Source organism: Shewanella sp. MF05956, from assembly GCF_059758055.1.
In genome coordinates this window covers 275,876-302,281 of record NZ_JCAYNV010000003.1, presented here as the reverse complement: position 1 = coordinate 302,281, position 26,406 = coordinate 275,876, and the positions used below count along the sequence as shown (strand labels likewise).

At 41.2% G+C, this 26,406-nt stretch carries 22 protein-coding genes; 12 read left to right on the top strand and 10 right to left on the bottom strand.

The genetic code is table 11. The features are described 5' to 3' along the window. Nucleotides 1–34: 34 nt before the first annotated feature. Nucleotides 35–1,849 carry a protein kinase domain-containing protein gene (locus AC19MX_RS05025; RefSeq protein WP_498296861.1) on the bottom strand — a complete coding sequence of 605 codons (1,815 nt, stop codon included), beginning with the start codon at nt 1,847–1,849 and terminating at the stop codon, nt 35–37. 172 nt (nt 1,850–2,021) lie between these two features. On the opposite strand from AC19MX_RS05025, the gene AC19MX_RS05020 reads away from it, so the two are divergent. Continuing rightward, a complete protein-coding gene (locus tag AC19MX_RS05020) occupies nt 2,022–2,369 on the top strand; it encodes a hypothetical protein (protein ID WP_432400067.1) in 348 nt (115 codons plus the stop codon). Between the two features lie 80 nt (nt 2,370–2,449). Further along, nucleotides 2,450–3,109, top strand: coding sequence for a thiopurine S-methyltransferase (locus AC19MX_RS05015; RefSeq protein WP_432400066.1), 660 nt, complete (start codon nt 2,450–2,452; stop codon nt 3,107–3,109). Nucleotides 3,110–3,179: 70 nt separating this feature from the next. Here AC19MX_RS05015 and AC19MX_RS05010 read toward each other — a convergent pair whose 3' ends face one another. Next, a complete protein-coding gene (locus tag AC19MX_RS05010) occupies nt 3,180–3,437 on the bottom strand; it encodes a hypothetical protein (protein WP_432400065.1) in 258 nt (85 codons plus the stop codon). Between the two features lie 938 nt (nt 3,438–4,375). Between AC19MX_RS05010 and AC19MX_RS05005 the strand changes: the two genes are divergently transcribed. Then, on the top strand, nt 4,376–5,551 hold the full coding sequence (locus tag AC19MX_RS05005; protein WP_498296782.1) for a type III PLP-dependent enzyme: 1,176 nt from the start codon (nt 4,376–4,378) through the stop codon (nt 5,549–5,551). A gap of 413 nt (nt 5,552–5,964) precedes the next feature. Next, nucleotides 5,965–6,723, top strand: a complete 759-nt coding sequence (udp, locus tag AC19MX_RS05000) for a uridine phosphorylase (protein WP_432400063.1) — start codon at nt 5,965–5,967, stop codon at nt 6,721–6,723. Nucleotides 6,724–6,822: 99 nt separating this feature from the next. On the opposite strand, the gene AC19MX_RS04995 is transcribed toward udp, so the two are convergent. Continuing rightward, entirely contained in the window at nt 6,823–7,575 is a 753-nt protein-coding gene (locus tag AC19MX_RS04995; protein WP_498296780.1) for an outer membrane protein OmpK, read from the bottom strand. 375 nt (nt 7,576–7,950) lie between these two features. On the opposite strand from AC19MX_RS04995, the gene AC19MX_RS04990 reads away from it, so the two are divergent. The 3 genes from AC19MX_RS04990 to AC19MX_RS04980 all read left to right on the top strand — a co-directional run bounded on the left by AC19MX_RS04990 (nt 7,951) and on the right by AC19MX_RS04980 (nt 10,366). Then, nucleotides 7,951–8,412 carry an NfeD family protein gene (locus tag AC19MX_RS04990; RefSeq protein WP_498296778.1) on the top strand — a complete coding sequence of 154 codons (462 nt, stop codon included), beginning with the start codon at nt 7,951–7,953 and terminating at the stop codon, nt 8,410–8,412. An 86-nt stretch (nt 8,413–8,498) separates the two neighbouring features. After that, the gene (locus tag AC19MX_RS04985; RefSeq protein WP_432400060.1) at nt 8,499–9,428 is read left to right on the top strand and encodes an SPFH domain-containing protein; all 930 of its coding nucleotides are present in this window, start codon (nt 8,499–8,501) and stop codon (nt 9,426–9,428) included. Further along, nucleotides 9,428–10,366 (top strand): SPFH domain-containing protein, encoded by a 939-nt coding sequence (locus AC19MX_RS04980; RefSeq protein WP_188956062.1) that lies wholly within the window; start codon nt 9,428–9,430, stop codon nt 10,364–10,366. Before AC19MX_RS04985 ends, AC19MX_RS04980 begins: the two co-directional genes overlap by 1 nt. Before the next feature lie 233 nt (nt 10,367–10,599). Here the strand turns inward: AC19MX_RS04980 and AC19MX_RS04975 are convergent, their stop codons facing one another. After that, on the bottom strand, nt 10,600–11,472 hold the full coding sequence (locus AC19MX_RS04975) for a LysR family transcriptional regulator (RefSeq protein ID WP_498296776.1): 873 nt from the start codon (nt 11,470–11,472) through the stop codon (nt 10,600–10,602). Between the two features lie 191 nt (nt 11,473–11,663). Here AC19MX_RS04975 and uvrD point away from each other — a divergent pair, with 191 nt between their 5' ends. The 4 genes from uvrD to AC19MX_RS04955 all read left to right on the top strand — a co-directional run bounded on the left by uvrD (nt 11,664) and on the right by AC19MX_RS04955 (nt 16,909). Further along, complete coding sequence (gene uvrD, locus AC19MX_RS04970) at nt 11,664–13,853, top strand: DNA helicase II (RefSeq protein ID WP_498296774.1); 2,190 nt, start codon at nt 11,664–11,666, stop codon at nt 13,851–13,853. A gap of 36 nt (nt 13,854–13,889) precedes the next feature. Then, the gene (ubiA, locus tag AC19MX_RS04965) at nt 13,890–14,750 is read left to right on the top strand and encodes a 4-hydroxybenzoate octaprenyltransferase (protein ID WP_498296773.1); all 861 of its coding nucleotides are present in this window, start codon (nt 13,890–13,892) and stop codon (nt 14,748–14,750) included. 32 nt (nt 14,751–14,782) lie between these two features. Beyond that, nucleotides 14,783–15,712, top strand: coding sequence for an alpha/beta hydrolase (locus AC19MX_RS04960; RefSeq protein WP_498296772.1), 930 nt, complete (start codon nt 14,783–14,785; stop codon nt 15,710–15,712). A gap of 186 nt (nt 15,713–15,898) precedes the next feature. After that, nucleotides 15,899–16,909, top strand: coding sequence for a hypothetical protein (locus tag AC19MX_RS04955; protein WP_498296770.1), 1,011 nt, complete (start codon nt 15,899–15,901; stop codon nt 16,907–16,909). Nucleotides 16,910–17,002: 93 nt separating this feature from the next. On the opposite strand, the gene AC19MX_RS04950 is transcribed toward AC19MX_RS04955, so the two are convergent. The 3 genes from AC19MX_RS04950 to ubiD all read right to left on the bottom strand — a co-directional run bounded on the left by AC19MX_RS04950 (nt 17,003) and on the right by ubiD (nt 19,996). Beyond that, nucleotides 17,003–17,584 carry a nucleoside triphosphate pyrophosphohydrolase family protein gene (locus tag AC19MX_RS04950; protein ID WP_498296768.1) on the bottom strand — a complete coding sequence of 194 codons (582 nt, stop codon included), beginning with the start codon at nt 17,582–17,584 and terminating at the stop codon, nt 17,003–17,005. Nucleotides 17,585–17,737: 153 nt separating this feature from the next. Continuing rightward, on the bottom strand, nt 17,738–18,436 hold the full coding sequence (gene fre / locus AC19MX_RS04945; protein WP_498296766.1) for an NAD(P)H-flavin reductase: 699 nt from the start codon (nt 18,434–18,436) through the stop codon (nt 17,738–17,740). Between the two features lie 78 nt (nt 18,437–18,514). Then, the gene (gene ubiD, locus AC19MX_RS04940; RefSeq protein WP_498296765.1) at nt 18,515–19,996 is read right to left on the bottom strand and encodes a 4-hydroxy-3-polyprenylbenzoate decarboxylase; all 1,482 of its coding nucleotides are present in this window, start codon (nt 19,994–19,996) and stop codon (nt 18,515–18,517) included. 141 nt (nt 19,997–20,137) lie between these two features. Here ubiD and AC19MX_RS04935 point away from each other — a divergent pair, with 141 nt between their 5' ends. Continuing rightward, complete coding sequence (locus AC19MX_RS04935) at nt 20,138–20,767, top strand: hypothetical protein (protein ID WP_498296763.1); 630 nt, start codon at nt 20,138–20,140, stop codon at nt 20,765–20,767. Here the strand turns inward: AC19MX_RS04935 and AC19MX_RS04930 are convergent. From AC19MX_RS04930 to AC19MX_RS04920, 3 genes are all read right to left on the bottom strand, one after another. Further along, nucleotides 20,737–22,065 (bottom strand): diguanylate cyclase domain-containing protein, encoded by a 1,329-nt coding sequence (locus AC19MX_RS04930; protein WP_498296761.1) that lies wholly within the window; start codon nt 22,063–22,065, stop codon nt 20,737–20,739. The genes AC19MX_RS04935 and AC19MX_RS04930 overlap by 31 nt on opposite strands. A gap of 3 nt (nt 22,066–22,068) precedes the next feature. Then, entirely contained in the window at nt 22,069–23,076 is a 1,008-nt protein-coding gene (locus AC19MX_RS04925) for an ABC transporter substrate-binding protein (RefSeq protein WP_498296760.1), read from the bottom strand. Nucleotides 23,077–23,290: 214 nt separating this feature from the next. Continuing rightward, nucleotides 23,291–26,401 (bottom strand): CHASE domain-containing protein, encoded by a 3,111-nt coding sequence (locus AC19MX_RS04920; protein WP_498296759.1) that lies wholly within the window; start codon nt 26,399–26,401, stop codon nt 23,291–23,293. Between the last annotated feature and the right edge of the window lie 5 nt (nt 26,402–26,406).

Here is a 26,406-nt window from a genome sequence, read left to right as displayed (position 1 = left end):
AGAACGGTCGCATTTTTTATGTTTGAAATGAATCTTATTGCTGTTGGTCGAACGCTTTAGGGTTTTTAGGGTAAAAGCGATCGGCCTTACGATCGAGATGACTAAACTGGCGGGTATTTCGGTAAGGCAGCTTCATAAACCCAGAAATACCATGTCCCTGAATTTTATTGGCGTGGGAAATGATACGGTCAAGACATGCCCTAAATGCTGCTTGTTTACGTGGATTGAGCAAGCGTAAATAGCTGTGGATTTTTAAATGATTTGGTAACGCTTCAAAAATAATACATCCGGTGTGATGTATTTGGTTTAACCAACCCAATTCGGTCATGATCTCGGCGGGTAATTCGAGGTTTTCTTCAGGATCTTTACCGTCTTCAAAGTACGAGTGCAGCCTGGATTTATCTTCTAATGTGGGTACATCACCAACTTCAAACGGCAGTTGTAACTCACCTGTGATGGTGTATTCATGTTCGGTACTTTTTCGCTCTAGGTGCAAGGTGTCTTTGGCATTAAAGAAACAGGCTTTAAATACCCCAATACGTTTAATGCCACGAGCCATAGTAACCATATTATTCACCGCTAAAGTTAGCGGTGCTTTGCAGTCTGGGTCGTAAATCGCCAAGTTTGAGTCAATAAAGACTCCAGACTCTTGCCAGTGGATCACCAACCCCCCCACAATAGGATATTGAGCTAAACGTCCCACTGCGGCTATAAATCCTTTTTCGGTATCGGCCATTCCAGCCATAAAGTTTCGGTAGTATTTTTCTAACTGCACATCATCCATTTTAGCGATAGGATCTTGAGTGTTGTGCTCTTTTAAAAATGATTTACGCGAGCTGTAACTCACTGTCTCAACTGTTTTTGAACGAGGCTGCGCCCATACAGGAATATCAGGCACTAACGGCGGCTCTGGCAATATGGGTAAATGCATTCGATGGCTATGACGTAGGCTTGTTAAAAAGTAGTCGCCTGCAAGATTACGCCGTGTAACATCATCGCTTAACATGGCGTCCAGCGTTTTAGCCAATTCAATGGGTAAGCCGATGCTGGTGGCAGGGATAACCTTAGTGCCAAAGCGGCTGATTTGTCCCGACGCTAAAGCATATAAGGTTGCGGCTGCGCCTTGTTCGTCAAACCTTGGGGTAGATAAAGCGCCACTAAGTTGTTCCTCGCCAATAAAATACACATCGCCCATACGGGCATTGGTGTGTTGTTGATCGCTAGACAATAACGACATCACGTTGTCATCAACGGCGCGATTATGCTCATCGCGTTGGGCAAACACGGCAGAGCCCCAATCGATTAACGACAGTTTGTCTGTTTCAATGTCGTATACCAAATTAGAGGGTTTAATGTCGCCGTGTACCAAAGGCTTACCCTTACGCAGGTAATACAAAATATTGGCCAGTTGTCTGGCGATACTCACTACCATCACTGGTGGGAGTGCGCCTAAGCGTTGGCAAATTTTATCGAGGTCTTCACCAATTGCCCGCTCCATGACTAAAATGCCTTGCTTGCCAACGCGTTCAAATTTTATCGCGCTGGGCACATTGGGGTGCTTAACCTGGCTAAGCATATAAGCTTCTTCTTCAAGCCGGTCTTGCACACTTTGCGGTAGGTTAACGCGTGAAAACTTAAACACATGCGATTGACCAAATTCATTTATTCCGGCAAATACAAACCCATAAGCACCTTTACCAATAAATTCAATTTGCTGGTATCCCAATTTGCTGAGCTGTTGTTTACATAAACGTACCCATGCTTTGTGCTTGCGGGCATCATTGGCACTGAGTAAGTATATTGATTGCTCTTCATTGATATAAAAGTGCTGTAGCTGTGGAGTTTGCAAAGTCATCCCTCTTTAATTATCTCTCCATTAAACCTTGATTCGCCTGTGTGCGGCAAGTGCTTCCTAGCTAAAAAATTACGATATGTAAACCTTGACCTACATCAAATCAAAATCAATCAACAGTAGGTAGTATGGAATGTAAGATCACTTAACGCTTTTAGCAGAGGTATTCATGCCTAACATTGATAAAGCACAACTAATTCAGTTATTTAATTTTCCTCGAACTCGTATTTTGCAATCGATGGAAGTGACTCATTGTCCTCATGCCGTCTTTTTTAATCACAGTGATGAGGAATGTATCACTTGCCATCAAGGGGAAGAGTGCTTGTGGATTAATCATAATGATGAAATGGTTGCACTCGAAATGAAATCTGTCGACGAACTCAAGCAGCAGCTACTTATTGCCGTTGATTTTGTTGATTCAAATTTGAGTCCACACCATATGTCGCGTCGTAAATGCCAGTGCGAAAATTGCCGTTGGTTAAGACAAGTTCAGTTAACGCTGGACGGTAAAGCCTAAGTTAATGTGTTTAGTTGCATCTGTTTTTTTTAGTCTTTAAAGTAGCCTGTAATATTGGTAAATAGACTAAAGAGACCATCATGGAACCACGCTTTTGGCATGAAAAATGGCAACTACAACAAATTGGTTTTCACCAGCAACAAGTTAATCCGTTTTTAGTGAAATACTGGTCGCGTTTAGGCTTAGCTGAACAAGCTGAGGTGTTTGTGCCTTTATGCGGTAAATCACTCGACATGTGCTACCTCGCAGAGCAACGGCACCGGGTGTTAGGTTGCGAATTAAATCCCATCGCAGTGGAGCATTTTTTTACTGACAACGAGTTAGCATATCAGGTTGAGCAAATCGGCGAACATGGCGTGTTTAGCGCCGACGAAGTTCGTATTTATCAAGGTGATATTTTTACCTTACCGCATCAATTAACCACTGATATAGGTGGTTTTTACGATCGCGCGGCATTGATCGCGTGGCCAGAAGCAATGCGCCAACAATATGCCGATGCATTAGCTAAATTGATCCCCGCGAATGTGAGCGGTTTATTAATTACCCTCGATTACCCACAAGATACCCTTAAAGGACCTCCATTTGCAGTCAGCCCGGATTGGGTAGAGACTCATTTGGCGCCGCACTTTGATGTTGAATTATTAGAATGTGTTGATGTGCTGGCAGACAATCCTCGTTTTGTGAATAAGCAGGTGCCTTGGTTAAACGAAGCTGTTTATAAACTGACTCGCAAAGCGTAAAACGAGGATCGCAAGGTATAAAAAAACCTACGCCAAATTGGGGTAGGTTTTTTATTGCACATTGGCAACATTAATGAATATCGCGCAGGGTAATCTTTGGGCGCAAATCAACTTCACCATCGGCATAAATCGCTGCTATATCATCATGCTGGCTTATTACTGCAACCGGTCCTGTCAGCATGTGGCGCACAAACAGTAAGCGGTAACCATAGCGGTGCAAATCATACAGTGCGAGTTTTTGGTCTGCTGTAGTTAAATCCCAATGCTCGTCGTGCTTTAACATATCCTTGTGTCGACGCTCATTTATTTGATATGCAACTTGAGTCATAATCCCTTCGCCTAAGTCGTTTAAATATTGAAAAGTAAATGGTCAACTCAGTGTTTAATATTCCAAGTTAACATGAGATTGTGCAACATGTTGTTTGTCTATGAGCGAACCATTATTGAACACTGTTCTTTAATACGGACAATTATAACAATAAAACTTTCGATTGATAGTTTTTTATCAGTATTTAGTATGAAAAATTGACTTTTTATGCTCAATTACTGATAACCCGTATTTCGTCTCCTTATTCAGAATAGCGGTCTCATACTCCAAGTGATCGATGAGTATCGCTGGGGAAAGTGTCGTGTTTCAAGCTTCACCATCAGCATGGTAGTGAGTATCACCTATTTGATGTGAAGTTATATTGCGTAAACCGCGATTTACACAGCGATAATATTTGCCGTTTTCTTGGTGAGTTTAGGCTCAATAAAAAATGCAAATTTCACCGATTAATTCACTTATTAAATTGCACACTGGCATAAGTTAGTGATCTAAGTGTGGTTGGTTTTTGTGACTGATTCATACTTGATAATGATAGGTTATTTCATTTATTTCAATGTGTTATTGATTTATGTGGGTTGTTTGGTCAATATGGTTCAGGCATCATTTTTTGGATTTTATTTAAAGTAAATGTAATAGTTGTGTTAATCTGGTGGCAGTAAAACAAAAAAAGAGTTGCTAGTTTTAGCGAATATTTCGTTGTTTTAAAATCTATTTTATTCAACAGAGTCTATACTTTTTAAGGTTGTTGAACTCGGCATTAATTTTGTTGACTAATTAAATAGGTTATTGAATGTTAATGACATTTATGCAGGAATAAAAAAGTAGAGTTTTTGCATAAAAATTCGTTGCGTATCGGTTAAAAATATCGTTTACTGCGCATGTTTTTACAAACCAGAAAACGCACTTTTATTGCCCTACTAACAGGAGGCACTGGCCTAATGAGCCAATTTCAATCGATTGATGTTGCAGATTATTATGACAAGGACACGTTTGAGCGCATTAAGGCATTTGCTGAAGATAAGCCAACGCCGTTTGTAGTTATTGACACCCAAATCGTTGCGAAACAATACGATGACATGGTTAATAATTTTCCTTTCGCAAACGTTTATTATGCGGTTAAGGCAAATCCGGCCAAAGAAATTCTTACTTTGCTGCGTGACAAAGGCTCAAACTTTGACATCGCATCTATTTATGAGCTTGAGATGGTCACATCGATAGGTGTTTCTGCTGACCGTATCAGTTACGGCAACACCATTAAAAAGCGCGTAGATGTGCGTTCTTTTTACGAGCAAGGCGTGCGCATGTTTGCTTCAGATTCTGAAGCTGATTTACGCATGATTGCAGAAGAAGCTCCAGGCGCTAAAGTGTATGTGCGTATTTTAACTGAAGGCACACATACAGCCGATTGGCCTTTATCGCGTAAGTTTGGTTGCCAAAACGAAATGGCATACGATTTATTGGTATTAGCTAAAGAGCTTGGATTACAACCGCATGGTATTTCGTTCCATGTTGGCTCACAGCAACGTGATATCGGTGCGTGGGATTCGGCGATTGGTAAAGTGAAAAGTATTTATGACCGTTTAAAAGAAGAACACGGCATTGTGCTTAAAATGATCAATTTAGGTGGTGGTTTTCCTGCCAACTATATGGATAAAACCAATGAACTTGGTATTTATGCACAACAGATTAAGCACTTTCTAGAAGAAGATTTTGGTGATGAATTGCCAGAGATTATTTTAGAGCCTGGTCGTTCATTATTGTCAAATGCCGGTGTATTGATCTCTGAAGTGGTATTGATTTCTCGTAAATCAAATACAGCACTAGAGCGTTGGGTATTTACTGATGTGGGTAAATTTTCAGGGTTAATTGAAACCATGGATGAAGCCATTAAGTTCCCAATCTATACTGATCGTAATGGTGAGTTAGATAAGTGTGTTATTGCTGGCCCAACCTGTGACAGTGCCGATATTATGTATGAGCACTACAGTTATGGTTTACCGGTTGATTTAGCCATTGGTGATCGTATGTATTGGTTAACAGCCGGTGCTTATACTACAACTTATTCAGCTGTGTGTTTTAATGGTTTTCCACCGTTAAAAGATTACTATTTGTAATCAGTCTGGTCGCTATTAAAAAAGGACGCTTAGCGTCCTTTTTTGTTTTAGCGAATGAATCACGGCTTAATACCAATCCGCATTACACCTTATTTAAGTCCTTTTAAACTCTCGCTGAGTCATCACTTATTAACGCTGAATGGTATAATTCAAATTGTGTGACAAGGTTAATTTGATGTGAATCACGTTAATGGTTTTTAAGTTAGATAAATAGCTTGTTGTTTTTCACCGTATTCAACTATGCTCAAAGCCATGATTTTTGTGGGTTTTGGTCATATATTGGTAATAATTTAACGAAACTATATTAACTATTATGAATTTATATGTGATCAAGTTAACCTTATCCTCCTAAAGACTAGGTTAAAGTCTGGAATATAAGAATTTAATATTCAAAAATGAAAGGGGTTTTCAAAATGTCCGATGTATTTCACTTAGGATTAACTAAAAAAATGTTAGATGGCGCTACCTTAGCAATCGTTCCTGGTGATCCAGAACGTGTTAAGCGTATTGCTGAGCTAATGGATAATGCAACGTTCCTAGCTAGCCATCGTGAATACACAAGCTACTTAGCTTATATTGATGGTAAGCCAGTTGTTGTTTGTTCAACAGGTATCGGTGGACCGTCGACTTCTATTGCTGTTGAAGAGTTAGCACAATTAGGTGTGAGAACGTTCTTACGCGTAGGTACCACAGGTGCAATTCAACCACATGTTAACGTGGGTGATGTGATTGTCACTCAGGCTTCTGTTCGTTTAGATGGTGCCAGCTTGCATTTTGCTCCGCTTGAGTTCCCTGCAGCCGCCAACTTTGATTGTACTACCGCTATGGTTGCAGCATGTCGCGATGCCGGTTTAGAACCGCATATCGGTATTACAGCTTCTTCTGACACGTTCTATCCTGGTCAAGAGCGTTACGATACCGTTTCTGGCCGCATTACTCAGCGTTATGTTGGCTCTATGAAAGAGTGGCAGTCAATGGGCGTGCTTAACTATGAAATGGAGTCAGCCACATTATTCACTATGTGTGCAACTCAAGGCTGGCGTGCAGCATGTGTAGCAGGTGTGATTGTTAACCGTACACAACAAGAGATTCCTGATGAAGCTACAATGAAGAAAACTGAAGTGAGTGCAGTTTCTATTGTTGTTGCAGCAGCGAAAAAACTATTAGCATAATGTTATTGAGTAATACGTTTACCATGGTTGCTTGCTAAGGCTAGCGTAAACAGTAAAAAAGGTGCCTAGGCACCTTTTTTGTTATCTTATTTTGGCCATTTAGAAATGATACTGGGCAATAATAGAGTATGTATTTTGGTCAACACCATTCACGCCGTACTTGCTTTGCCAGTAATCGTATTCAAATCCGACTAGCAATTTGTCCTTTTTGTGTTCGCCAAATAAACTTTTACCTAAATCGTATTTAATCTGTGGATTAATGTGTAGGTTTTCATCGTAACCATTATTGTCTGCAACAAATACCCAATCAATAAAGCCATCGATAATGATGTTTGCATCACCGATTGGCATGTCGACTCTAAATACTGGCGTAAACTGCCAGCCGTCGCTGATATTGCCATTGCTAATAGCATCACGGCGATAAGTATTGAGCTGCAAGTAAGTGAAAAATGGCACATCAAAGTCAAGCCCCACACCGTAAAGCATGCTTTCTACAGAGCCATCGCCATGCTCGTACGTTAAGGCAACAGACATATCCTTAATCGCACCAAACTCTACTGGCTGACCAAGGATTTTACTGGCACTAAAACGCGGTGAAATTTCACCATAATGGCTGTTATCGTCACCACCATTGTTGCCGTTAAAGTTAATAAAATCGTGAAACACGAACCAATCGCCATATGTCCAGCCACCTGCGGTTTCTAATGTAATCGTGGTTTGTCTTTCTGATGGTGCGAGGTCATAGTTTTCGCCATGCAAGACAGTTGCACTTACATCCCACCACTGGATAACATCATTTGCAAACACGTTTGGTGAAAGCACTAGCGTGGCTAAAAGGCAGATTTTTTTCATTTTTATTCCGGTTCTTAACATGGTTGTGATGCCATAATGATTGTAAATTCAGCTTAATCGAGATGAAAAGGCAACTGGTATTATTCCCGATCGCGCACAATGGGACGCAATATATTCAAAAATGATAATCAGCACAATAAAAACAAAGGAAGCACAGCTGATTTCAGCGTTTTGTAGACAGAAACATCTTACTTTACATTTTTTACTATTGCGATGTGATGTGAAACATTGGACTAAATTATTGATACTGTTATGTTAACGGTGATTGATTTATTAGATGAGCTGTTTGTGATGAACTTTGACATATTATGTCGCAATAATAAAGCGCAACTGATATAGTAAATGCACGGCATACTCATTTATTGAGGAGGATTTATGGAGCTTTCTAATCCGATCACTGTCTGGTTAGTGCTTGGGCTGTTATTAATGATATCGGAAATTATTGTTCCGGGCGGCATTGTCATTTTGCTTGGCGCTGCTTGTATTATTGTTGCATCGTCATTAGCGTTAGGGATTATCGACGGCTTTGTACAAAGCATGACGCTATGGTTTATGGCATCAATGGTGCTACTACTTAGTTTTCGTCATGTCACTCAACGCCTTGTCGGCGGTGATGCTCATGTGGCCAATACTGACGAAGAAGTTGATTTGTATAATCAGGTTGCCACGGTTAAAGAACCCATAGGGCCAGGGCAGCAAACTGGGCGAATTCATTGCCTAGGTTCTGATTGGACTGCTTTGGGGGACGGTACAGAAATAAAAGTGGGCACCAAGGTCAGAATTATATGTCGCGATAATATTGGGTTTGTGGTTGAGCCTATTATCGATTCAGTTTAAAAGTGACTTTTTAGTTATGGTTGTTTAGTTATGATCGTTAGAAGTGATTGTTTAGGGATTCGTCAAATTACAAAAAGGAAGTGGATATGTTTGTGTTAACCATCGCATTTTTATTTATTATTTTCATATTATTCAAATTGATGCTCATAGTGCCCATGCGCGAAGTGCATGTGATTGAGCGCTTAGGTAAGTTTCGTACCGTGTTAGCTCCTGGGTTTCATTTTTTAGTGCCATTTGTAGACAGAGTGGCTTATCGACACGATACCCGTGAAGAGGTACTTGATGTACCGCCACAAAGCTGTATCTCTAAAGATAACACTCAGCTAGAAGTTGATGGGCTGGTGTATCTTAAAGTGATGGACGGCAAACTAGCCAGCTACGGTATTGAAAACTATCGCCGCGCGGCAGTAAATCTAGCGCAAACTACCATGCGTTCTGAAATTGGTAAGTTAACCTTATCGCAAACTTTTTCAGAGCGTGACAGTTTAAACGAATCGATAGTGCGTGAAATTGATAAAGCTTCAGACCCTTGGGGGATTAAAGTATTGCGTTATGAGATTAAAAATATTACTCCATCGCATAATGTTATTCATACCCTTGAAAAACAAATGGAAGCAGAGCGTCGTAAGCGTGCTGAGATTACCTTAGCCAACGCTGAAAAAGCGGCGATGATCAATATGTCGCAAGGCGAGCGTCAAGAAGCGATTAACCTGTCAGAAGGTCAAAAACAAAGACGTATTAACGAGGCTATTGGTACCGGACAAGAAATATCAATTGTGGCCAATGCTAAAGCTGAAGGCATGGAAATGATATGCAAAGCGTTGACCATCAATGGCGGTAATGATGCCATGAACATGTTGCTTAAAGAGCAGTTTATTGGTCAAGTCGGCAAAATTTTATCTGAGGCCCAAGTGTCTGTTGTGCCTGCTGAGATGGCTAAACTTGAAGGTTTTTTTGAAGGCATGGAGCAAGTCACTCATGCGGTAAGTCATTCACCAGCGAAAGGAGCACGCTAATGTCGATTAACGGAATTGATACTGATTTTATTGTGATGGTGATTTGGGGTGTTATTTTTGCTATTTTCGTGTTGAAACTATTTCAATCGATTCGTTTAGTGCCCACTAAATCTGCCTATATTGTTGAGCGTTTAGGTAAGTACCACAGCACCTTAGATGCTGGTTTTCATACCCTTATCCCTTTTGTTGATAAAGTGGCTTACATCCATGATTTGAAAGAAGAAACCATTGATGTTCCACCGCAGGAATGTTTTTCGAGTGACGAAGTCAACGTCGAAGTAGACGGCGTGATTTATATTTCGGTTACCGATCCAGTTAAAGCCAGTTATGGCATTACTGACTACCGTTACGCTGCGATTCAGCTCGCTCAAACAACAACCCGTTCGGTTATTGGTACGCTAGATTTAGACCGTACTTTTGAAGAGCGTGATTTAATCTCGGCTAAAGTCGTCGAAGTGCTAGATGAAGCCGGTTCTATGTGGGGAATGCGCGTTCACCGCTACGAGATTAAAAATATTACGCCACCAGAAACCGTTAAAAACGCCATGGAAATGCAGGTTAATGCCGAGCGTGAGCGCCGTGCGTTACTCGCTAAAAGTGAAGGTGATAAACAAAGTAAAATTAACCGTTCAGAAGGTGTGATGGCAGAAACCATTAACCGATCTGAGGGTGAAATGCAGCGCCGCATAAACGAAGCTGAAGGTAAGGCGCAAGAGATTTTAACCTTAGCTAAAGCTACCTCAGAGTCGATTGAGCGTTTAGCGGTAGTGATTTCATCTGAAGGCGGACAAAGTGCATTGCGTATGCAGCTCGGTGAGCAATACATGAAGCAATTAGATGGTCTAAGCAAAAAAGATAGCCGCATTGTATTACCAGGCAACTTGGTCAACTTTGAATACTGGATGGACAGTATTGGTTTAAAAGACGATAAAAAATAGGTTGTTAAAAAATAGGTGGTTACGAAGCACCATTCAGTAGGTTATCCGCTCGGTACAAACGCTGTATAGTACTGATGTTATTTAAGCTGATGTGATGAATGTTGTCACAGAATGATAAAAAGGGGCCAGCAGCAATGCTGACCCCTTTTTTGTATTTTTTAAGCCCCCGTTTTAATCCCTTAGTTTTCGATACGTTGACCTTACTGGGTTAAGCTGGGTTTAGCCGAGGTGTACTATTTAACGATATCGCCAAGATGTTCAACAAACACTTTTGCAACCGGCGAGGGGGCGCTATCTTTGGGTGAGAGAATATTAATATCGGTAAATCCAGCGCTTAACTCAGGCAGTACGTTAATGAGTTGCTGATTTTCTACGGCATCCACAGCAATAACTTGGGGTAGGAGAGTAATCCCGGCACCGCCGAGACAAAAGTGATACAAAGAATTGTAATCACTGCAAATAATTTTGTAGTTGGCACTCACGTTTGTGTGCTGGAAATTCCATTGATGCTCTAAAACACCTTCGGTATCACGATAACCAAGTAATGAGTGGTAATGTAAATCGTCAATGGTTTCTATCACAGATGATTTTTCTAGGTAGAGGCTGCTGGCATACATTTTTCGCTCAAACGTCATGAGCTTTTGTTTGCTAATATTGCCTTTAGTGACTTCTCCAGCATTAATCATGCAGTCTAAATTTAAGCGTTTTATGTCTTGATGCTGTCCTGGCACAATAAAGACTTCTAATTGAACCTGTGGATAGGCATGCACAAAATGGGCGATGTGTTTGTCCATCAACTTATCAACAAACGGTTGTAAGCCAATTCTTAATTTGCCTTGTACGTCGTCGTGACGATGTTTAAATACGTCTCCAGCATGGTTAAGTTGACTAACCAGTGGCGTTATTTGGGCCAAATAACGTTTGCCCGAGGTGGTTAGGTTCATCACTCGAGTGGTACGGGTAAATAGTGGGGCGCCAAGTTGTTTTTCTAAATCAGCAATGCGCCGACTCACCAGAGCGCGGCGGGTATCAAGTGATTTGGCCGCCTTAGTAAAGCTACCTAGTTTAGCCACGGCAATAAACAGTTCTAAATCTTTGATGTTCAATGTGTCAGCCTAAGTCAGTCTCTTATTTTGTATAGTAATTTTCGTGATTGTTATTGTCAATTTAGTCCTAATGCAGCTTTAAGCCTTATCACTCGCAGTATTCTAGGTTTCTCGCCCCAAATAGGTAAACTATTGCACGGCTTTCCAACGCTAATTGATATATAATACATCGCAGATTTCTGGGAGGAAAAATGGACGTATCATCATTATTAGACGGCCTAAACGATAAGCAGCGTGAGGCAGTTGGCGCGCCACTTTCAAATATGTTGGTGTTAGCGGGTGCCGGCAGTGGTAAAACCCGTGTATTAACTCATCGTATTGCGTGGTTAATGCAAGTAGAACAACAAAGTCCATATTCTATTTTGGCAGTCACCTTTACCAATAAAGCGGCAGCAGAAATGCGTGAGCGCGTGGAAAAAGTGGTCGGTACTAACATGGGCCGCATGTGGATAGGCACCTTCCATGGGTTAGCCCACCGTTTATTGCGTACCCATTATCAAGACGCTAATTTACCGCAAACTTTCCAGATTATTGATTCTGACGACCAGTTACGTTTGCTTAAACGTATTCTTAAGAGCCTTAACTTAGATGAGAAGCAATATCCTCCTCGTCAGGCTCAAGGTTACATTAACGGTAAAAAAGACCAAGGTTTACGCCCTAAGCATATTGATGCGGGTGGATTTCCTATTGAGCAAAATTTACTGAATATTTATAAAGTTTATCAAGAGTCGTGCGATCGCGCAGGCTTGGTTGATTTTGCTGAAATTCTGTTACGTGCTCATGAGTTATGGCTTAACAAACCACACTTATTAGCGCATTATCAAGAACGTTTCCGCCATATTTTGGTTGACGAATTTCAAGATACTAACGCCATCCAATATGCTTGGATCCGCGTATTAGCGGGTAATACGGCTAACGTGATGATTGTCGGTGATGACGATCAGTCTATTTACGGATGGCGCGGGGCACAAATTGAAAACTTGCACCGTTTCTTGAAAGACTTTTCTGGTGCACAAACTATCCGCTTAGAGCAAAACTATCGTTCAACAGCGAATATTTTGAACGCCTCTAACGCCGTGATTGCCAATAACCCTGACCGTTTAGGTAAAGAGTTATGGACCGAAGATAAAGATGGCGAACCTATTTCAGTTTATTGTGCCTTTAATGAAATGGACGAAGCCAAATTTATTGTAGCGCGCATTAGTGACTGGCAAGAAAAAGGCGGCAGCTTAAGTGAATGCGCTATTTTATATCGCTCAAATGCGCAATCACGAGTGCTCGAAGAAGCCTTTTTACACAAAGGCTTAGCTTACCGCATTTACGGTGGTTTACGCTTCTTCGAACGCCAGGAAATTAAAGATGCGATGGGCTATATGCGTCTTATCAATAATAAAGATGATGATGCCGCATTTGAACGTGTGGTGAATACACCAGCACGTGGAATTGGCGATCGCACCTTAGATATTTTGCGCTCTACTGCCAAACAGCATCAGTTAACGTTGTGGCAAGCCAGTGTGCACTTAATTGAAGAAAAAGTATTAGCCGGCCGTGCAGCAAATGCAGTGCGTGGCTTTATGGAACTGATTATTTCGATGCGCACAGATACTGCCGATATGTTGCTGTATCGAATGGCTGATAGCGTGATTGATCGTTCGGGTTTACGGACCATGTACGAAGCTGAAAAAGGCGAAAAAGCCCAAGCGCGTATTGAAAACTTAAACGAATTAGTGACTGCTGCCCGCAGTTTTGAAATGCCAGAAGAGCTTGAAGATATGGGCGAGCTTAATGCCTTCTTATCACATGCGGCATTAGAAGCTGGTGAAGGACAAGCCGATGCCTTTACTGATGCTGTGCAATTAATGACATTGCATTCAGCCAAAGGACTTGAATTCCCGATGGTCTTTATGGCGGGTGTTGAAGAAGGCTTATTCCCGAGCAAGATGGCGTTAGATGAGGGCGATCGTTTAGATGAAGAGCGCCGCTTGTGCTATGTGGGCATGACTCGTGCGATGAAAAAACTGTACATCAGTTATGCTGAATCTCGCCGTATTTATGGTCGTGAAGATTATGCTAGCCCATCACGCTTTATCAATGAAATTCCTGAAAAGTTTGTTGAGCAAATTCGTATCCGTGCTCAGGTTAAGCCTTCTGTTAGCCAGCGTTTCCCATCGCGAGCGGCAGATGCAGTGGCGACTAAAAAACCTCATGGGTTTAATGACACCGGTCATAAAGTGGGTTCTAGAGTGAAGCACTTTAAGTTTGGTGAAGGCATTGTCACAAGCTTTGAAGGCTCGGGAGAAAAAGGCCGTGTACAAGTCAATTTTGTTGATTTCGGCAGTAAATGGTTATTGGTATCACTCGCTAAGTTAGAGCGTTGTTAAGCTGTCAACATGCGAAATCATGGAGATATGACATCGATGTCATTGCAAGACAAACTTCGTGCTTATGCACGATTAATGCGAATCGATAGACCCATAGGTACGTTGCTTTTACTCTGGCCTTGTTTAATGGCGTTAGTATTAGCAGCGCAAGGCATGCCTTATATTACTGTACTGCTTATTTTTATTGTGGGTGTGGTCATAATGCGAGCTAACGGCTGCATTATTAATGACTATGCTGATCGCAATTTAGATGCACATGTGGAGCGCACTAATATGCGCCCATTGGTGTCGGGCGAAGTCAGTATCAAAGAGGCGCTTTGCTTATTTGTGGTGCTTGGGTTAGCCGCATTTAGCTTAGTGTTATGGCTTAATCCGTTGGTAGTACAGTTGTCGGTCGTTGGCATTATACTGACGGTTATGTACCCGTTTATGAAACGGATTACCAATATGCCGCAGATGTTTTTAGGCATAGTGTGGAGCTGGTCTATACCGATGGCCTATGCCGCACAGCTGGGAGAAGTCCCCGTTGAGGCATGGTGGTTATTTATGGCTAATTGGTGTTGGACGGTGGCTTACGACACCATGTATGCCATGGTCGATCGTGATGACGATTTAAAGGTCGGTATTAAGTCGACTGCCATTTTATTTGGACGATTCGATAGGCAGATTATTGGTTTATTTCAACTGGCTGCGTTAGGTTGTTTCATTATGGCTGGCGTGTTGGCTGAGCGTGGCATGATTTACGCTTTAGGCATTGTGAGCTTTATTGGCTTTGCCGTTTACCAACAAGGGCTTATTTATCGCCGTGAGCGCGTGCCCTGTTTTAAAGCCTTTTTAAATAACAACTGGGCTGGAATGATACTGTTTATCGCACTGTCGCTAGATTATCTCGTTTAGTTCGTTACTGATATGGGCATGGATGCTTGAACATGATGAATACGCTATACCATTTTGTTGGCTTGTTGTGTTGTGGCTATTTATCACTTTATAGTTTGGTTGCTAGTGCTGAAAACAGCCACAATGTACCATCACAACTTGCGAGTCAGTGGGCCGAAGTATATGCGTCAGCTGCTGTAGTTAATATTCCCCGCACCCAGCAATTTACCCTTAAAGATGACAGTCGTGATTATCAGGTGATGATCAAATTACCTAAAGATTATCAAAAAAATAGCACTCACTTTTATCCTGTTATCTACATGACCGATGGCATGTACAGTATGCAAGTGGTCTCCGGTGCAACGCGATTTCCGATGAACAGCAATATGATGCATCAGGCGATTTTGGTTGCTATTGGCTATCAAAAGGCCAGTAAAGGGGCGTCTAGTCGTATTCGAGATTATACTCCAAGCCATGATCCGAGTTGGAAACTCAACACCGGTGAGGCAAAACGGCATGTTCGCTTTATACGTGACACTGTCATGCCTTTTGTTGAGCATTATTATCGTGTTGATACACAGCAAAATACCTTTATGGGGAATTCGTTAGGCGGGTTATTCGGTGCATATATTTTATTAGCACAACCAACATTATTTACTCGTTATGTATTGGGCAGCCCTTCGTTGTGGTTTGATAACAAGCACTTGTTACAGCAATTTACTCAAGGCTTTAGCCAAATACCCGCCATATCCGCTAAGGTCTTTATTGGTATTGGCGAATTAGAAAGGCCGCCTTATACTCACGATAATCATCACATGGTGGCCGACGCTCAGGCGTTTTATCAAATACTCCTATCTCATCCCTCTGTCGAAGCGGACACATTGCAGCCAAAACTCTTGGTGATCCCTGAAGCCGATCATTCAATGGCGTTTCCAACAACAGCTATCCATGGTTTATCGTGGTTATTTAAACGCGCTGATTAGCTCAAGCGACTAGATAAAAAACTCATTTGTATTGGTCATTTCCTGTAACAACTTTGTATGCAAGCAATATCCTTACTGGTCACTTTTATTGTTATGTTAATAACTTGTTTAAATAGATGTTGCCCCAATATCTATACTTAGCACACAGTATTAATGTGATTAAAATAGCCCAAGGAAGAGTATTGAATGAGAGCAGCTGTAAAGTACCGGTTAATTTTTTTAGCCTTAATGATATTCAGTTTCGTGATAGGTGTTAACTGGACGCCAGAGACGTTAGCTAGCGATGCTGATAAACGAGCTTTGTCTCTTATTTGTGCACTGTATTTTGTATTTCTGCCTTTAAGTTACTGGTATTGCATTATTAAAAAGGGCGCCCAAAAACTGTGGAAGTTGATTGTTGTTTTCAGTTTGAGCAGCCTTGTTGCGCGGTTAAGTTTCCCTACTGAAATTGCCCATTACTTTGAATTTATTGCCTGGTTACGCTACCCGATTATTGCCGTGTTGCTGGTGATTGAATTGTATTTGATTGTGAGTGTGGTGCGCGGGTTATTAAAGGTACGCAAGCTTAAAGGAGATCCACGAGTTGGCGCGGTTGAAACTTATCGTGAAGGCGATGATAAAAGTTTAACTATTGCGCTTATTATGGCGAGCGAAGCGACAAACTGGTTTTATTCTATTCCGTGGTTTTCACGTAATCATCCGCCAGCAATTGCCAACATTAACCTTAAGAGTGCCGCGCGCTGGCATATGTGGTTGATGTTAACCGGCTGTATTATTGCATCATGTAGCAGTTATTTTTTACTGGTGTCGTGGAGCGAGTGGGTGGCCATTATTGTCTCGAGTATTATCGGCTACACCTTAATGTCGATAGTCGCTAATCATAGGCTGTCGCGTTATTACTCGTTGTATTTAATGAGAGATAATCTGGTTATTAATAACTCATTATGGGGATTTATGGTGGTTAATATAGCGGATATTGCTGATGTTACTGAGCAAAAAAAAACTGAGTTAAACCAAGATGGAGCAGAGACAATGAGTATCGGCCGCGGACAAAGTAACGTCACTGTTACGCTAAACCGTCCGGTTATTTATCATGGCGGTATGGGGCAGTTACCCGAACCGATGACAGTGATACATTTGAGTGTAGATGAGCCGCAGCGCCTAATTAACACACTCAACGATGCTAAATTGTCGTAAGCGGCATAGCACTAAATTTCCATAAAAAATGCGCTTTTAAAGCGCATTTTTATGGTTAATTCTACAAGACTGAATAAACGAGTCTTGAATATTTTACTCATTACCCACTAACGTCGTTAAGTCTGCTGGGCGGTAATAAACAGATTTCAGCACCTTACCTTGACGCACTATTTTACCGGCCATATCAACATCTTTAGCGCACTTGGCAATAATAAACTCACCTTTCACACTGCCCACAATTTCGACACCTTGCTTAGCATAGTGAGCAATTGTTTCATCTAGCTCTTGCTGGTTACGGCACACTTTACTCATGTTGCTAGAGTGAACTTCATCCCAGCATTGAATGAAGTCGATTTCACGGTTTTTAGCCACGTTAAGCAGTATATCTATAAGATAGCTTATCTCGATGCGATCGCTTACCTGAGCAGCGCCTAGGTGGACTAGACGGCCCATTAACACATACACCGAGTCTACAATCGCATCGGCTTGCTCAATGCGCGAGTCCGCTTCAGCTAACTCGGTCATTTCTTCAATAATTAATGAGGTGTGCAGCGTATCGGCTTTATCATCTAAGCTAGCACTGTCGTTAACCGGTAAATCAAAGGTGCTGCGAAACTCAAAAATATCGCGATATAAATGGTCATAGATTGGTTGAGTTAATTGACTGAGTTTCATAGGATTACCTTAATGATAAATGTGACATAATTTTAAATAAATGAGTCGTGGAATACAAAGCGTTAATCGAATAAAAAAACCGGCAAGTTTGCCGGTTCTATGACGATTTACTGACAGGTTTAGTTAACCTTAATGCTTATATCCGGATATAACTTACTTAATGAATGCGAAAGCATCGCCGTATAAGTGGGCTTCTTCAACACCAAGTTCGCGGAATAATTCACGTGCCGCGCCAACCATATCAAAGCGACCAGCGATGTAGATGTCGTAACCGTTTAAGCTAATAAAATCATGTTTAATTTGTTCTAGCAGGTTGGCTTGTTTACCTTGCCAAGTGTCGCTAACTATTTCAACAATTGGGATAAACTCTAACCATTCGTGGTCTGCATGCCATTGACGTGCAATGTCTTGGTAGTACATGGCCTCTTCGTTACGACAACCCCAATACAATTTTGTATTAATGGTTTCGCCGTTAGCAATTTGCTGTTCAACAATACTTTTTATGTATGAAAAACCCGTGCCGCCAGCAATTAAAATGCGAGGTCTGTGGCTGTCGCTGCGTAAGTATGCATCACCAGCAGGTGCTTCAATGTCGATATGCGTTGATGTCTTTAAGCGTTCTACCACTTGCATTGGGTAGCTTTCACTTACCGCTGCACCGATATGCAATTCGATTAACGCAGAATTAGGCGCAGAAGCGATAGAAAAAGGACGTTTGTCTTTTTCACCCATGACTACACACAAGTATTGACCAGCCTTGAAGTCAAAGGCGGCTTCTGGTTTTAGCAACACTTGATAAACAGCGTCATTAAACGGGGTGACTTTTTCAATCTGACAACGAATGGTTTTCATCTAACGTCCTTTAAGGCCTTTTTAATTTTTATCAATCACTTATTTATAGCCAATAGTATCCTAATTGGATCACTCTGGTTACAGCGTAGGTCTTTCATCAATGCCAAGGTCATCCCAAATTTGGTCTACTTTTTGTTTGACCTCAGGGTCCATCACAATAGGCGTGCCCCATTCTCGGGTGGTTTCACCTGGCCACTTATTCGTTGCATCTAAGCCCATTTTTGAGCCTAAACCTGCCACTGGAGAAGCAAAATCTAAATAATCGATGGGGGTGTTATCAACTAGCATCGTGTCGCGCGTAGGATCCATACGGGTCGTAATGGCCCAAATAACATCTTGCCAGTCACGGCAGTTAACATCTTCGTCAACGACAACAATGAATTTAGTGTACATAAATTGACGCAAGAAAGACCATGCACCCATCATGACTCGTTTAGCATGCCCTGGATATTGTTTGCGAATTGATATTACCGCCATGCGATAAGAACAACCTTCTGGCGGTAAGTAAAAGTCGATAATCTCAGGGTACTGTTTGCGTAAAATAGGCACAAATACTTCGTTTAATGCCACGCCCAACATGGCTGGTTCATCGGGTGGACGACCTGTGTAGGTACTGTGATAAATCGCATCTTTACGATGAGTAATGTGAGTGACGGTAAATACTGGGAATGAGTCGGTTTCGTTATAGTAGCCAGTGTGATCGCCGTATGGACCTTCTATTGCTGTCTCATCTGGGTCAATATAGCCTTCAAGAATAATTTCACTGGTGGCTGGTACTTCAAGATCGCAACTAATCGCTTTACACACTTCAGTACGTTCGCCGCGCAGTAAACCCGCAAAAGCATATTCACTCATGGAATCTGGCACGGGAGTCACAGCACCTAAAATGGTGACAGGATCGCTGCCCAATGCCACTACGACAGGGTAACGCTCACCAGGATGGAGCTGTTTAAAGTCTTTAAAATCTAACGCGCCGCCACGGTGATCTAACCAGCGCATAATGAGCTTATTTTTGCCCAACAGCTGCTGACGATAAATGCCTAGGTTTTGACGTTTTTGACGTGGGCCTTTGGTAATCGTTAATCCCCATGTTACCAGCGGGGCAACATCTCCTGGCCAACAATGTTGTATAGGTAAACTGGTGAGGTCGACTTCGTCGCCGGTTTTAACCACTTGTTGGCAAGGTGGATTACGTACTGTTTTAGGCGGCATGTTGAGTGCTTGCTTAAACATGGGGATTTTAGCAATAGCATCTTTAAAGCCGCTTGGCGGTTCTGGCTCTTTTAAAAAAGCCAGTAATTCGCCTACTTCACGCAGTGCCAATGGATCGTCTTTGCCCAATGCCATGGCAACGCGTTTGGGGGTACCAAATAAGTTTACCAATACTGGCATGGTGTTATTTTTAGGATTTTCAAATAGCAGCGCGGGACCGCCCGATCGTAAAACGCGATCAGCAATCTCAGTCATTTCTAAATAAGGGTCAACAGGGTAGCTAATACGTTTTAGCTCGCCATTTGCTTCTAAATGATCGATGAAGCTGCGTAAGTCCTTAAAACTCATGTTTACCGCCTGAATATCAAATCCAATATGGCGCGCACTATAGCATTTTTCTAATTTAGGGTTAAGCCAAAATGGAGGATATCGACTTTATCTCGACTTAGCGTAAAATGAATGCTGTCGATGACGACGTTGAGGTGACCCATGCAAAGAATTAAATCCCCATTATTGCTGAGTGTTGTAGCGGTAAGTACTTGTTTATTAACTAGCGTATTTGTGCCTGTTCATGCAAAAGCGCCTGTCGATAATGATCGACTTACCCGCGAGTCACATTCGGTAGGTAACCAACATGATGGACGACGCCATTCACAGCATCGTTCTCGCCATCGAGATCCCTGGCGTTTGGGCTTAGGCCTAGGGTTAAGTCATGCCTGGGGATGGAGTAATGGTATGGGTGTTCACAGTGGCTGGGGCATTAACAGTGGTTGGGGCCCAACTATTGGGCTGAGTTGGCCTTATGGTGTTAACTCTCGCTATGTCGATCGCTATGATTATCGTCGACAAAACGAAGGTTTTTATCCTTACCGTAGCGTTAATATTGTGCCAACAACAGGTTATCGGGTTGTTGATGAGCCTATTATTGTGCCTACTCGCGTGTCTGCGCCACAACAAACAACCATAGTCACTCAGGTCAATAAAGGTTTACGTAGTTTGCCGCAGAACGCTAAAGTCATTCAACGCGACAGTGGCACAGTGTATGAGTGGCAAGGGGTAGAGTATTATTTTGACTGGAATACACAAACTTACGAACTGGCTAACGTTGATATGCCATGATCGCCCGCGTAATAACAATACTCTATACTGTTGTCTGCTTTAGCTTGGTACATGGCCGTATCTGCTGCGCTGATTAATTCTCTGCTACTTAATCCGTGTTTTGGTAGCACGCTAACGCCAATGCTGGCGCCCACTTCTAAGGTGTGAGGCCCAATGTTTATCGGCTGTTTGATGAGATTTAAAAGCTGAGTTAATTTTTGGTCGATATCGATAGGTTCAGCAATCAAATCTAGCCATACCACAAACTCATCGCCGCCGAGCCGGCCAACAATATCGGTGGTTCTTAGGTTGCTCATTAACCGCTGAGCGAGGGTAACAATGACTTCATCTCCTACGCTGTGGCCTAACGTGTCATTGATCTGTTTAAACTTATTTAAATCGATAAACAGTAATGCTGCTTGATCGTCGGAACGTAAATCTCTGGCAATGGCACTGTCGATTTTTTTAATAAAAGCGCGTCGATTATAGATACCGGTTAACTCGTCATGTTCAGCCAGAAAAATAAGCCTGTCTTGCTGCTCTATCAGTTTATGAGTTTGCCGGTCGACTTCTTGTTTAAGGCTGTCTTTTTTGACTGTAATTTGAGTGAGCGAGTGTTTCATATTATTAAAATTCCCCGCTAATGCAGACAATTCATCATCGTCACTAAATACAATCCGGCTGGTTAAATCACCAGACGCAAGCGCCTCCATACCTTGATTTAATGAATATAATCCGTTTCTAAAGCGGATTAAGGTCATAAACGACCATGCTGTGATTAATGTTGTTAATAACAATAAAATAGCACCAACCATCCACAATAAGCTTTGTTGTTTAATCTTTGCTTGTTTAATCGATAACTGATGTAGGCTAAACATCTCTTCTGTCATCTCTTCAATAATCATGCTGTATTTTGTTTTAAATAATCGCTCTGCTGTGGGGTTGACTGCATCATCGAGTTGTTTGCTGTGATGAGTATTTTGTGTGTTAATCAATACTCTGACATTGGTGTTGAGTCGATTGATATTTTGGATGATGATTTTTTGCTGCACATCCCAATCAATATCTTGCGATAACTCCGCAGCGAGCTCTGCTTGACGGTTGTTGAGTTCAATAAGCCCTTGTTTATCGGAATATTCTTGATATAACCACAATTGACTGCGTAAGCTGTCGATACTGAGTTGCAGCTTCATTGAGTAATTAAGTTGACGATAAATTTTTTGCTGATAATTATGAACTTGAATAAGCGACAAACCGACAATCAATGTCAAGATTGAGCATAATATGGCGGTCCATTTAAGGCGCTTTGATAACATCATAACTTACCAGCCTGCCTCTTGATTATTAAAGGTTTCAAGTAGTTGTCGGTCAAATACTTGTCTGAAATCGACTCGGTTTTCTTTGGGCACTAATTGGTTATCAATCGCCCACTGACTTTGAGTTTGAATGTTAGAAAACAATGCGTTACTGAGTGATAATCTAAAAGTATAGTCGGCCCATGAGTATTCGAGTTGCGATGGTGTAATATTCAAGACTTGGCTAAGGATCTTTTGAGCCTGTTTTGGGTGTGTGTGAATATATACCGTGGCATCAGTAATCGCTTTAAGCAGTGCAAGTTTATGATTTGTATCAACACTGGTATTTTTTAGTCCAATTAAATTAAATGACAGATGATATAAACCACGGATATTAATCATTTCTGGGTTTTGCGAAAGATGCTCTGACAGCATATAACTCGATGGCTCCCAAGCCGAAATGATGTCTACTCTATTATTGAGTAATGCAGGTATGAGTTGGTCTGGGGTTAAATATACGCGCTCGATAGGCAGGTGAGTTTTGTTATACATAATTAATACACTGTCTAAAAAAAACTCACTGGCACTGCCTTTAATAATGCCAATACGGGTATTGGCAATATTATCAAGTTGTCGATACTTTTCTGGGGTTAAGCTGAGTAATTTAACGTCATTATCAGATTCAACAAAGCTCGCAATTACCGAAAAATCAGTGCGGTTAAAACTATTAAACATCACTACCGTTTCAGACGATGTTGCAAAATCAACCTGTTCGTTAATTAAGGCATTAAAGCAATTTACTCCGCCATCAAATCGGACAAGTTCAACATTGAGATTATTATCTGCAAAAAAGCCCATTTTCTCAGCAATAAAAAAAGGGGCTGATAATGGAGTATTAGATACGGCAATTGTGATGGTTTCTTTTGACGTAGCCTTTAGCGATGTTGATTTAGCTGAAAAATCACAGCTAACGATACAACATAAGGCGCTAATGCTAATAATGATAAAAACACACTTTTTAAATGCTACGGTCATTAATTATGTTCAATCAGCATGGGGTATGATTAAGTGTAGTAATGGTAGCAATTTTTGTGGGTAAATATTTGTGTTATTTAGTCTTTATTAATAAAATCAAACAACAATACTAATACCTTAGTATTGGTTAGCTATCATATTATGCGACTTATTGATTTTTATCCGTCTGTGGAATTGTAAAAGCCCTAGCTGGCAGTGTTATCGTCGCTTCATTTTATGACTTTGTCTGATACTTTTGCAGTAACGTTGGCTGAATATTATTGAGGATCGCTTCTGCTTGTTGGAATTTAAGGTTTTTGATTGAATGTGCTAATAATTCATAATCAGTTGGCTCAAGTATTTTAAGAATATGAGCTATTTGAGGGAAAGTATTGGTCGCATTCATATTAAATGTGCCAATCTCTTCTCGTAATATGTTAAATAACCTCAATACGTCATCGCTAATGTCTATTGACGGTTTAACGCCTGACTCGTTTGCTACAGGCTGTTTGTCTTGCAGTTGAGAGAGTAAACCCTGCGCGATAGGCAATGTAAGGTTTATTTGCCCAACAAGGGCGCTGTAGCCTTTTGCTAAATCGTAATTTTTAGTGGTTTTTATCTCTGTTTCCTGTTGCTTGGCAAAGTGGGCTAGTTCAGTAAAGCCCAATGTGGCAGATGAGCTTTTAAGGGTATGAAACATCATTTTGAATTCAGTGTTAGCCTCTGTCGATAACACATCTAATGCTGCATATTGAGTGATATCTTCCATAAACAGCTCTAGTGCTTTCAGATAGACAGTTTTGTTATAGCTGAGGCGAGATAACGCGCCCTGATAGTCGATGTTCTGCTGCTCGCAATAGCTTTCAATACTGTTATTACTAACGTCTTCAATACTGATATTACTCGTGTTTGCTACAATGTCATCACTAGGGGCATTAACATAATCGTCATCACTAACGGCAATGGAGTCATTATTAGCGGTTAAGATGTTGGCGGAGTCACTCGGTGCAATGGGTAATACGTGCTTAGCACTTAATTCTTTTACTGTTGCGGTCATCAAAGTTAAATTAGTGTATTTTACTGCGATACTTTTTATTTCAATAAAAACAAATTCAACATCATCAATACGGATTAATGTGGCCGACATCCGCACGGGTAGGGATGGGGTGTTCAAGGTCTGAATGTTATATTCAAGTTCCTTATTGCTGCCATTAAGTAAATTGAGTTTTAAGTCTTGCCACGTTTGCTCGCTGTTGTGCGCGAGTATACTGTCGATATTTTGGCTTTGCATGTCTTTACTGCTGTAACCTAAAATCTGCTCTGCATATGTGTTGCTGTGAACAATATAGCCTTCTCTATTGACCCACAATAAAATGTTCTGCGAACAATCTACTGCACTGTTGATTAAATGCAGCTGCTTTAATAAGCCCTTTTTTTCGGTTAAGTCTTCAACAACAAATACAAACCCCGTTATGCCTAATGTGCGTTGTTTTATTGCTGAGACATGCAAATATACCTGTTTATGGTCGCCATACTTTTGCTTTATCGCGCACGACAAGGTGAGATGCTCTTGCAGTTGTAAATGCTGATGTAAAAAACTGAATATTTTTTTACTGTCTTGAGGGATAACCTCTGGCGCTTTGGTGTTGCCATTTTCATTATTGAGTAATCCAACGTCCTTTATCAGCGTCGTTAGGTTGCAACTACCGACCATTTCATCGTGACTAAAACGCAGGCTTTGTTCTGCACCGCGACTAAAAAAGGACATTAGCCCAGATGAGTCGGTGGCAATAATAACCACGTTGCTACTGTTTAAAATGTTTTGTTGAAATAAAGTTGCTTGCTCAATTTCTAAATTACTTTCATCTACTTGGTTTTTCAGCTCACTGTTATGTTGTTGCAATTGACCTTGTAGTAATTTGAAGTTGGACACATCGTTGATAGTAAAGCTAGCACCTAAAAAATGATTGTTTTTTAATAGTGGTGTAATGGATAGCTCAAGCGACCGAGCTTCAGTTTCGTTGTTGAGCTGGTAGTTAAACTCAATGTTACTGACTTGCTGACCGCGGGCTACTTTTTTAAAATAGGCAATTAACGTGGCCGGCGATATGCTTTCCCTTAAGTAGTTAATGATAGGCTTTTTGGAAGACCCCGCTTCTAAATCAAAAATAGTTGCAGCAGAATGGTTCCAATTTAAGATGGCAAAACTACTGTCTACACCGATTAAACACTCTGAGGAGTTGTCGATAAAGGAAGATAAGGATATTTTTTGTCTAATATTGTCCATTCTTCGTGTGATATAGCGTAACAAACCGTGGAGTATCACAATCAATAATAGCGTGGAGCCCAGTGTAATCATCAACACTCGTTCTGGGTCTGCTAAGTTAAGATCTGTTATCCATTGTGTCGATGGGGTGAACGTGATTTGCCAATGGCGACCATAAATTTGTATTTGTTGTTGGTGCATATGGCTATTGTCTATTGCTGGCGGCTTTATTGCTAATGATGCTGATGAATCACTTGTATCGGCTAAAGAAGAAGTGAAAAATTGCACATTGTTGGTTGGGCTAATATCGGTTATATCAAGTTTTATACCATTATGTTGATCCGTTAATGTCGCTAGAATTTCATTGATCAGCAAAGGTGTATAGACCCAACCAAGCACTTCTGGTGGCGCTAAACTTGGTGTATTAAGCGGTTCAAAAATAGGCAGTAATAATAAAAAACCATGGTTCACTTTATTGTCTGCTTGCACTAGCGTGATGGGAGCTGAGAGTGTTGCACTGCCTGCAATAGCTGAAGATAATGCTGCTCTGCGGCGGTTTTGCTCTGAACCAATATCTAACCCTAGCGATTCTATATTAGGGCGTTCTGGCTCAATATATTGCACAATAAATAAAGGGTCTTGTGGCTCGTCTAGCTGTTTAAATGTGAACGCTTGTTTTCGATCTAGCTTTGCTTGCTGTAAAAAAATATTTAAATCTTTTTTGGCCACAACTTTTATCACACCAAAACCCCGAGCGCCAGGGAACTCCCTGGCATAATCTCGACTTTGGAAGTAAGCTAAGTTTTGTGAGTAGTGAAAGTTATCCAGGCCAACAGTATTGATTGCACCTCGTAATCCTTGTAAGCCATATTCAAATTTATTAACTCGTTCGACCACCTCTTGACTGACTTTATTTAGGTGTTGAGTTAAGCTGTTGTGTAGCAATACAGTGTTACGTTGCTCGGTATTGTGTTTAAGCGTAAAAGCGATAAACAAGCCAATGATTAAGAGTAAAATAGAGGTTAGGTTTGCCCATTTATATGTATTGAACTGTGCATCCATTTTAAACGTATTCGGCATAATGC

Excerpts from the sequence above, each read along its gene's own strand:
- AC19MX_RS05020 (WP_432400067.1), top strand. The coding sequence starts at position 2,022 with ATGCCTAACATTGATAAAGCACAACTAATTCAGTTATTTAATTTTCCT.
- AC19MX_RS05015 (WP_432400066.1), top strand. The coding sequence starts at position 2,450 with ATGGAACCACGCTTTTGGCATGAAAAATGGCAACTACAACAAATTGGT.
- AC19MX_RS05010 (WP_432400065.1), bottom strand. The coding sequence starts at position 3,437 with ATGACTCAAGTTGCATATCAAATAAATGAGCGTCGACACAAGGATATG.
- AC19MX_RS05005 (WP_498296782.1), top strand. The coding sequence starts at position 4,376 with ATGAGCCAATTTCAATCGATTGATGTTGCAGATTATTATGACAAGGAC.
- udp (WP_432400063.1), top strand. The coding sequence starts at position 5,965 with ATGTCCGATGTATTTCACTTAGGATTAACTAAAAAAATGTTAGATGGC.
- AC19MX_RS04995 (WP_498296780.1), bottom strand. The coding sequence starts at position 7,575 with ATGAAAAAAATCTGCCTTTTAGCCACGCTAGTGCTTTCACCAAACGTG.
- AC19MX_RS04990 (WP_498296778.1), top strand. The coding sequence starts at position 7,951 with ATGGAGCTTTCTAATCCGATCACTGTCTGGTTAGTGCTTGGGCTGTTA.
- AC19MX_RS04985 (WP_432400060.1), top strand. The coding sequence starts at position 8,499 with ATGTTTGTGTTAACCATCGCATTTTTATTTATTATTTTCATATTATTC.
- AC19MX_RS04980 (WP_188956062.1), top strand. The coding sequence starts at position 9,428 with ATGTCGATTAACGGAATTGATACTGATTTTATTGTGATGGTGATTTGG.
- uvrD (WP_498296774.1), top strand. The coding sequence starts at position 11,664 with ATGGACGTATCATCATTATTAGACGGCCTAAACGATAAGCAGCGTGAG.
- ubiA (WP_498296773.1), top strand. The coding sequence starts at position 13,890 with ATGTCATTGCAAGACAAACTTCGTGCTTATGCACGATTAATGCGAATC.
- AC19MX_RS04960 (WP_498296772.1), top strand. The coding sequence starts at position 14,783 with ATGATGAATACGCTATACCATTTTGTTGGCTTGTTGTGTTGTGGCTAT.
- AC19MX_RS04955 (WP_498296770.1), top strand. The coding sequence starts at position 15,899 with ATGAGAGCAGCTGTAAAGTACCGGTTAATTTTTTTAGCCTTAATGATA.
- AC19MX_RS04950 (WP_498296768.1), bottom strand. The coding sequence starts at position 17,584 with ATGAAACTCAGTCAATTAACTCAACCAATCTATGACCATTTATATCGC.
- fre (WP_498296766.1), bottom strand. The coding sequence starts at position 18,436 with ATGAAAACCATTCGTTGTCAGATTGAAAAAGTCACCCCGTTTAATGAC.
- ubiD (WP_498296765.1), bottom strand. The coding sequence starts at position 19,996 with ATGAGTTTTAAGGACTTACGCAGCTTCATCGATCATTTAGAAGCAAAT.
- AC19MX_RS04935 (WP_498296763.1), top strand. The coding sequence starts at position 20,138 with ATGCAAAGAATTAAATCCCCATTATTGCTGAGTGTTGTAGCGGTAAGT.
- AC19MX_RS04930 (WP_498296761.1), bottom strand. The coding sequence starts at position 22,065 with ATGATGTTATCAAAGCGCCTTAAATGGACCGCCATATTATGCTCAATC.
- AC19MX_RS04925 (WP_498296760.1), bottom strand. The coding sequence starts at position 23,076 with ATGACCGTAGCATTTAAAAAGTGTGTTTTTATCATTATTAGCATTAGC.
- AC19MX_RS04920 (WP_498296759.1), bottom strand. The coding sequence starts at position 26,401 with ATGCCGAATACGTTTAAAATGGATGCACAGTTCAATACATATAAATGG.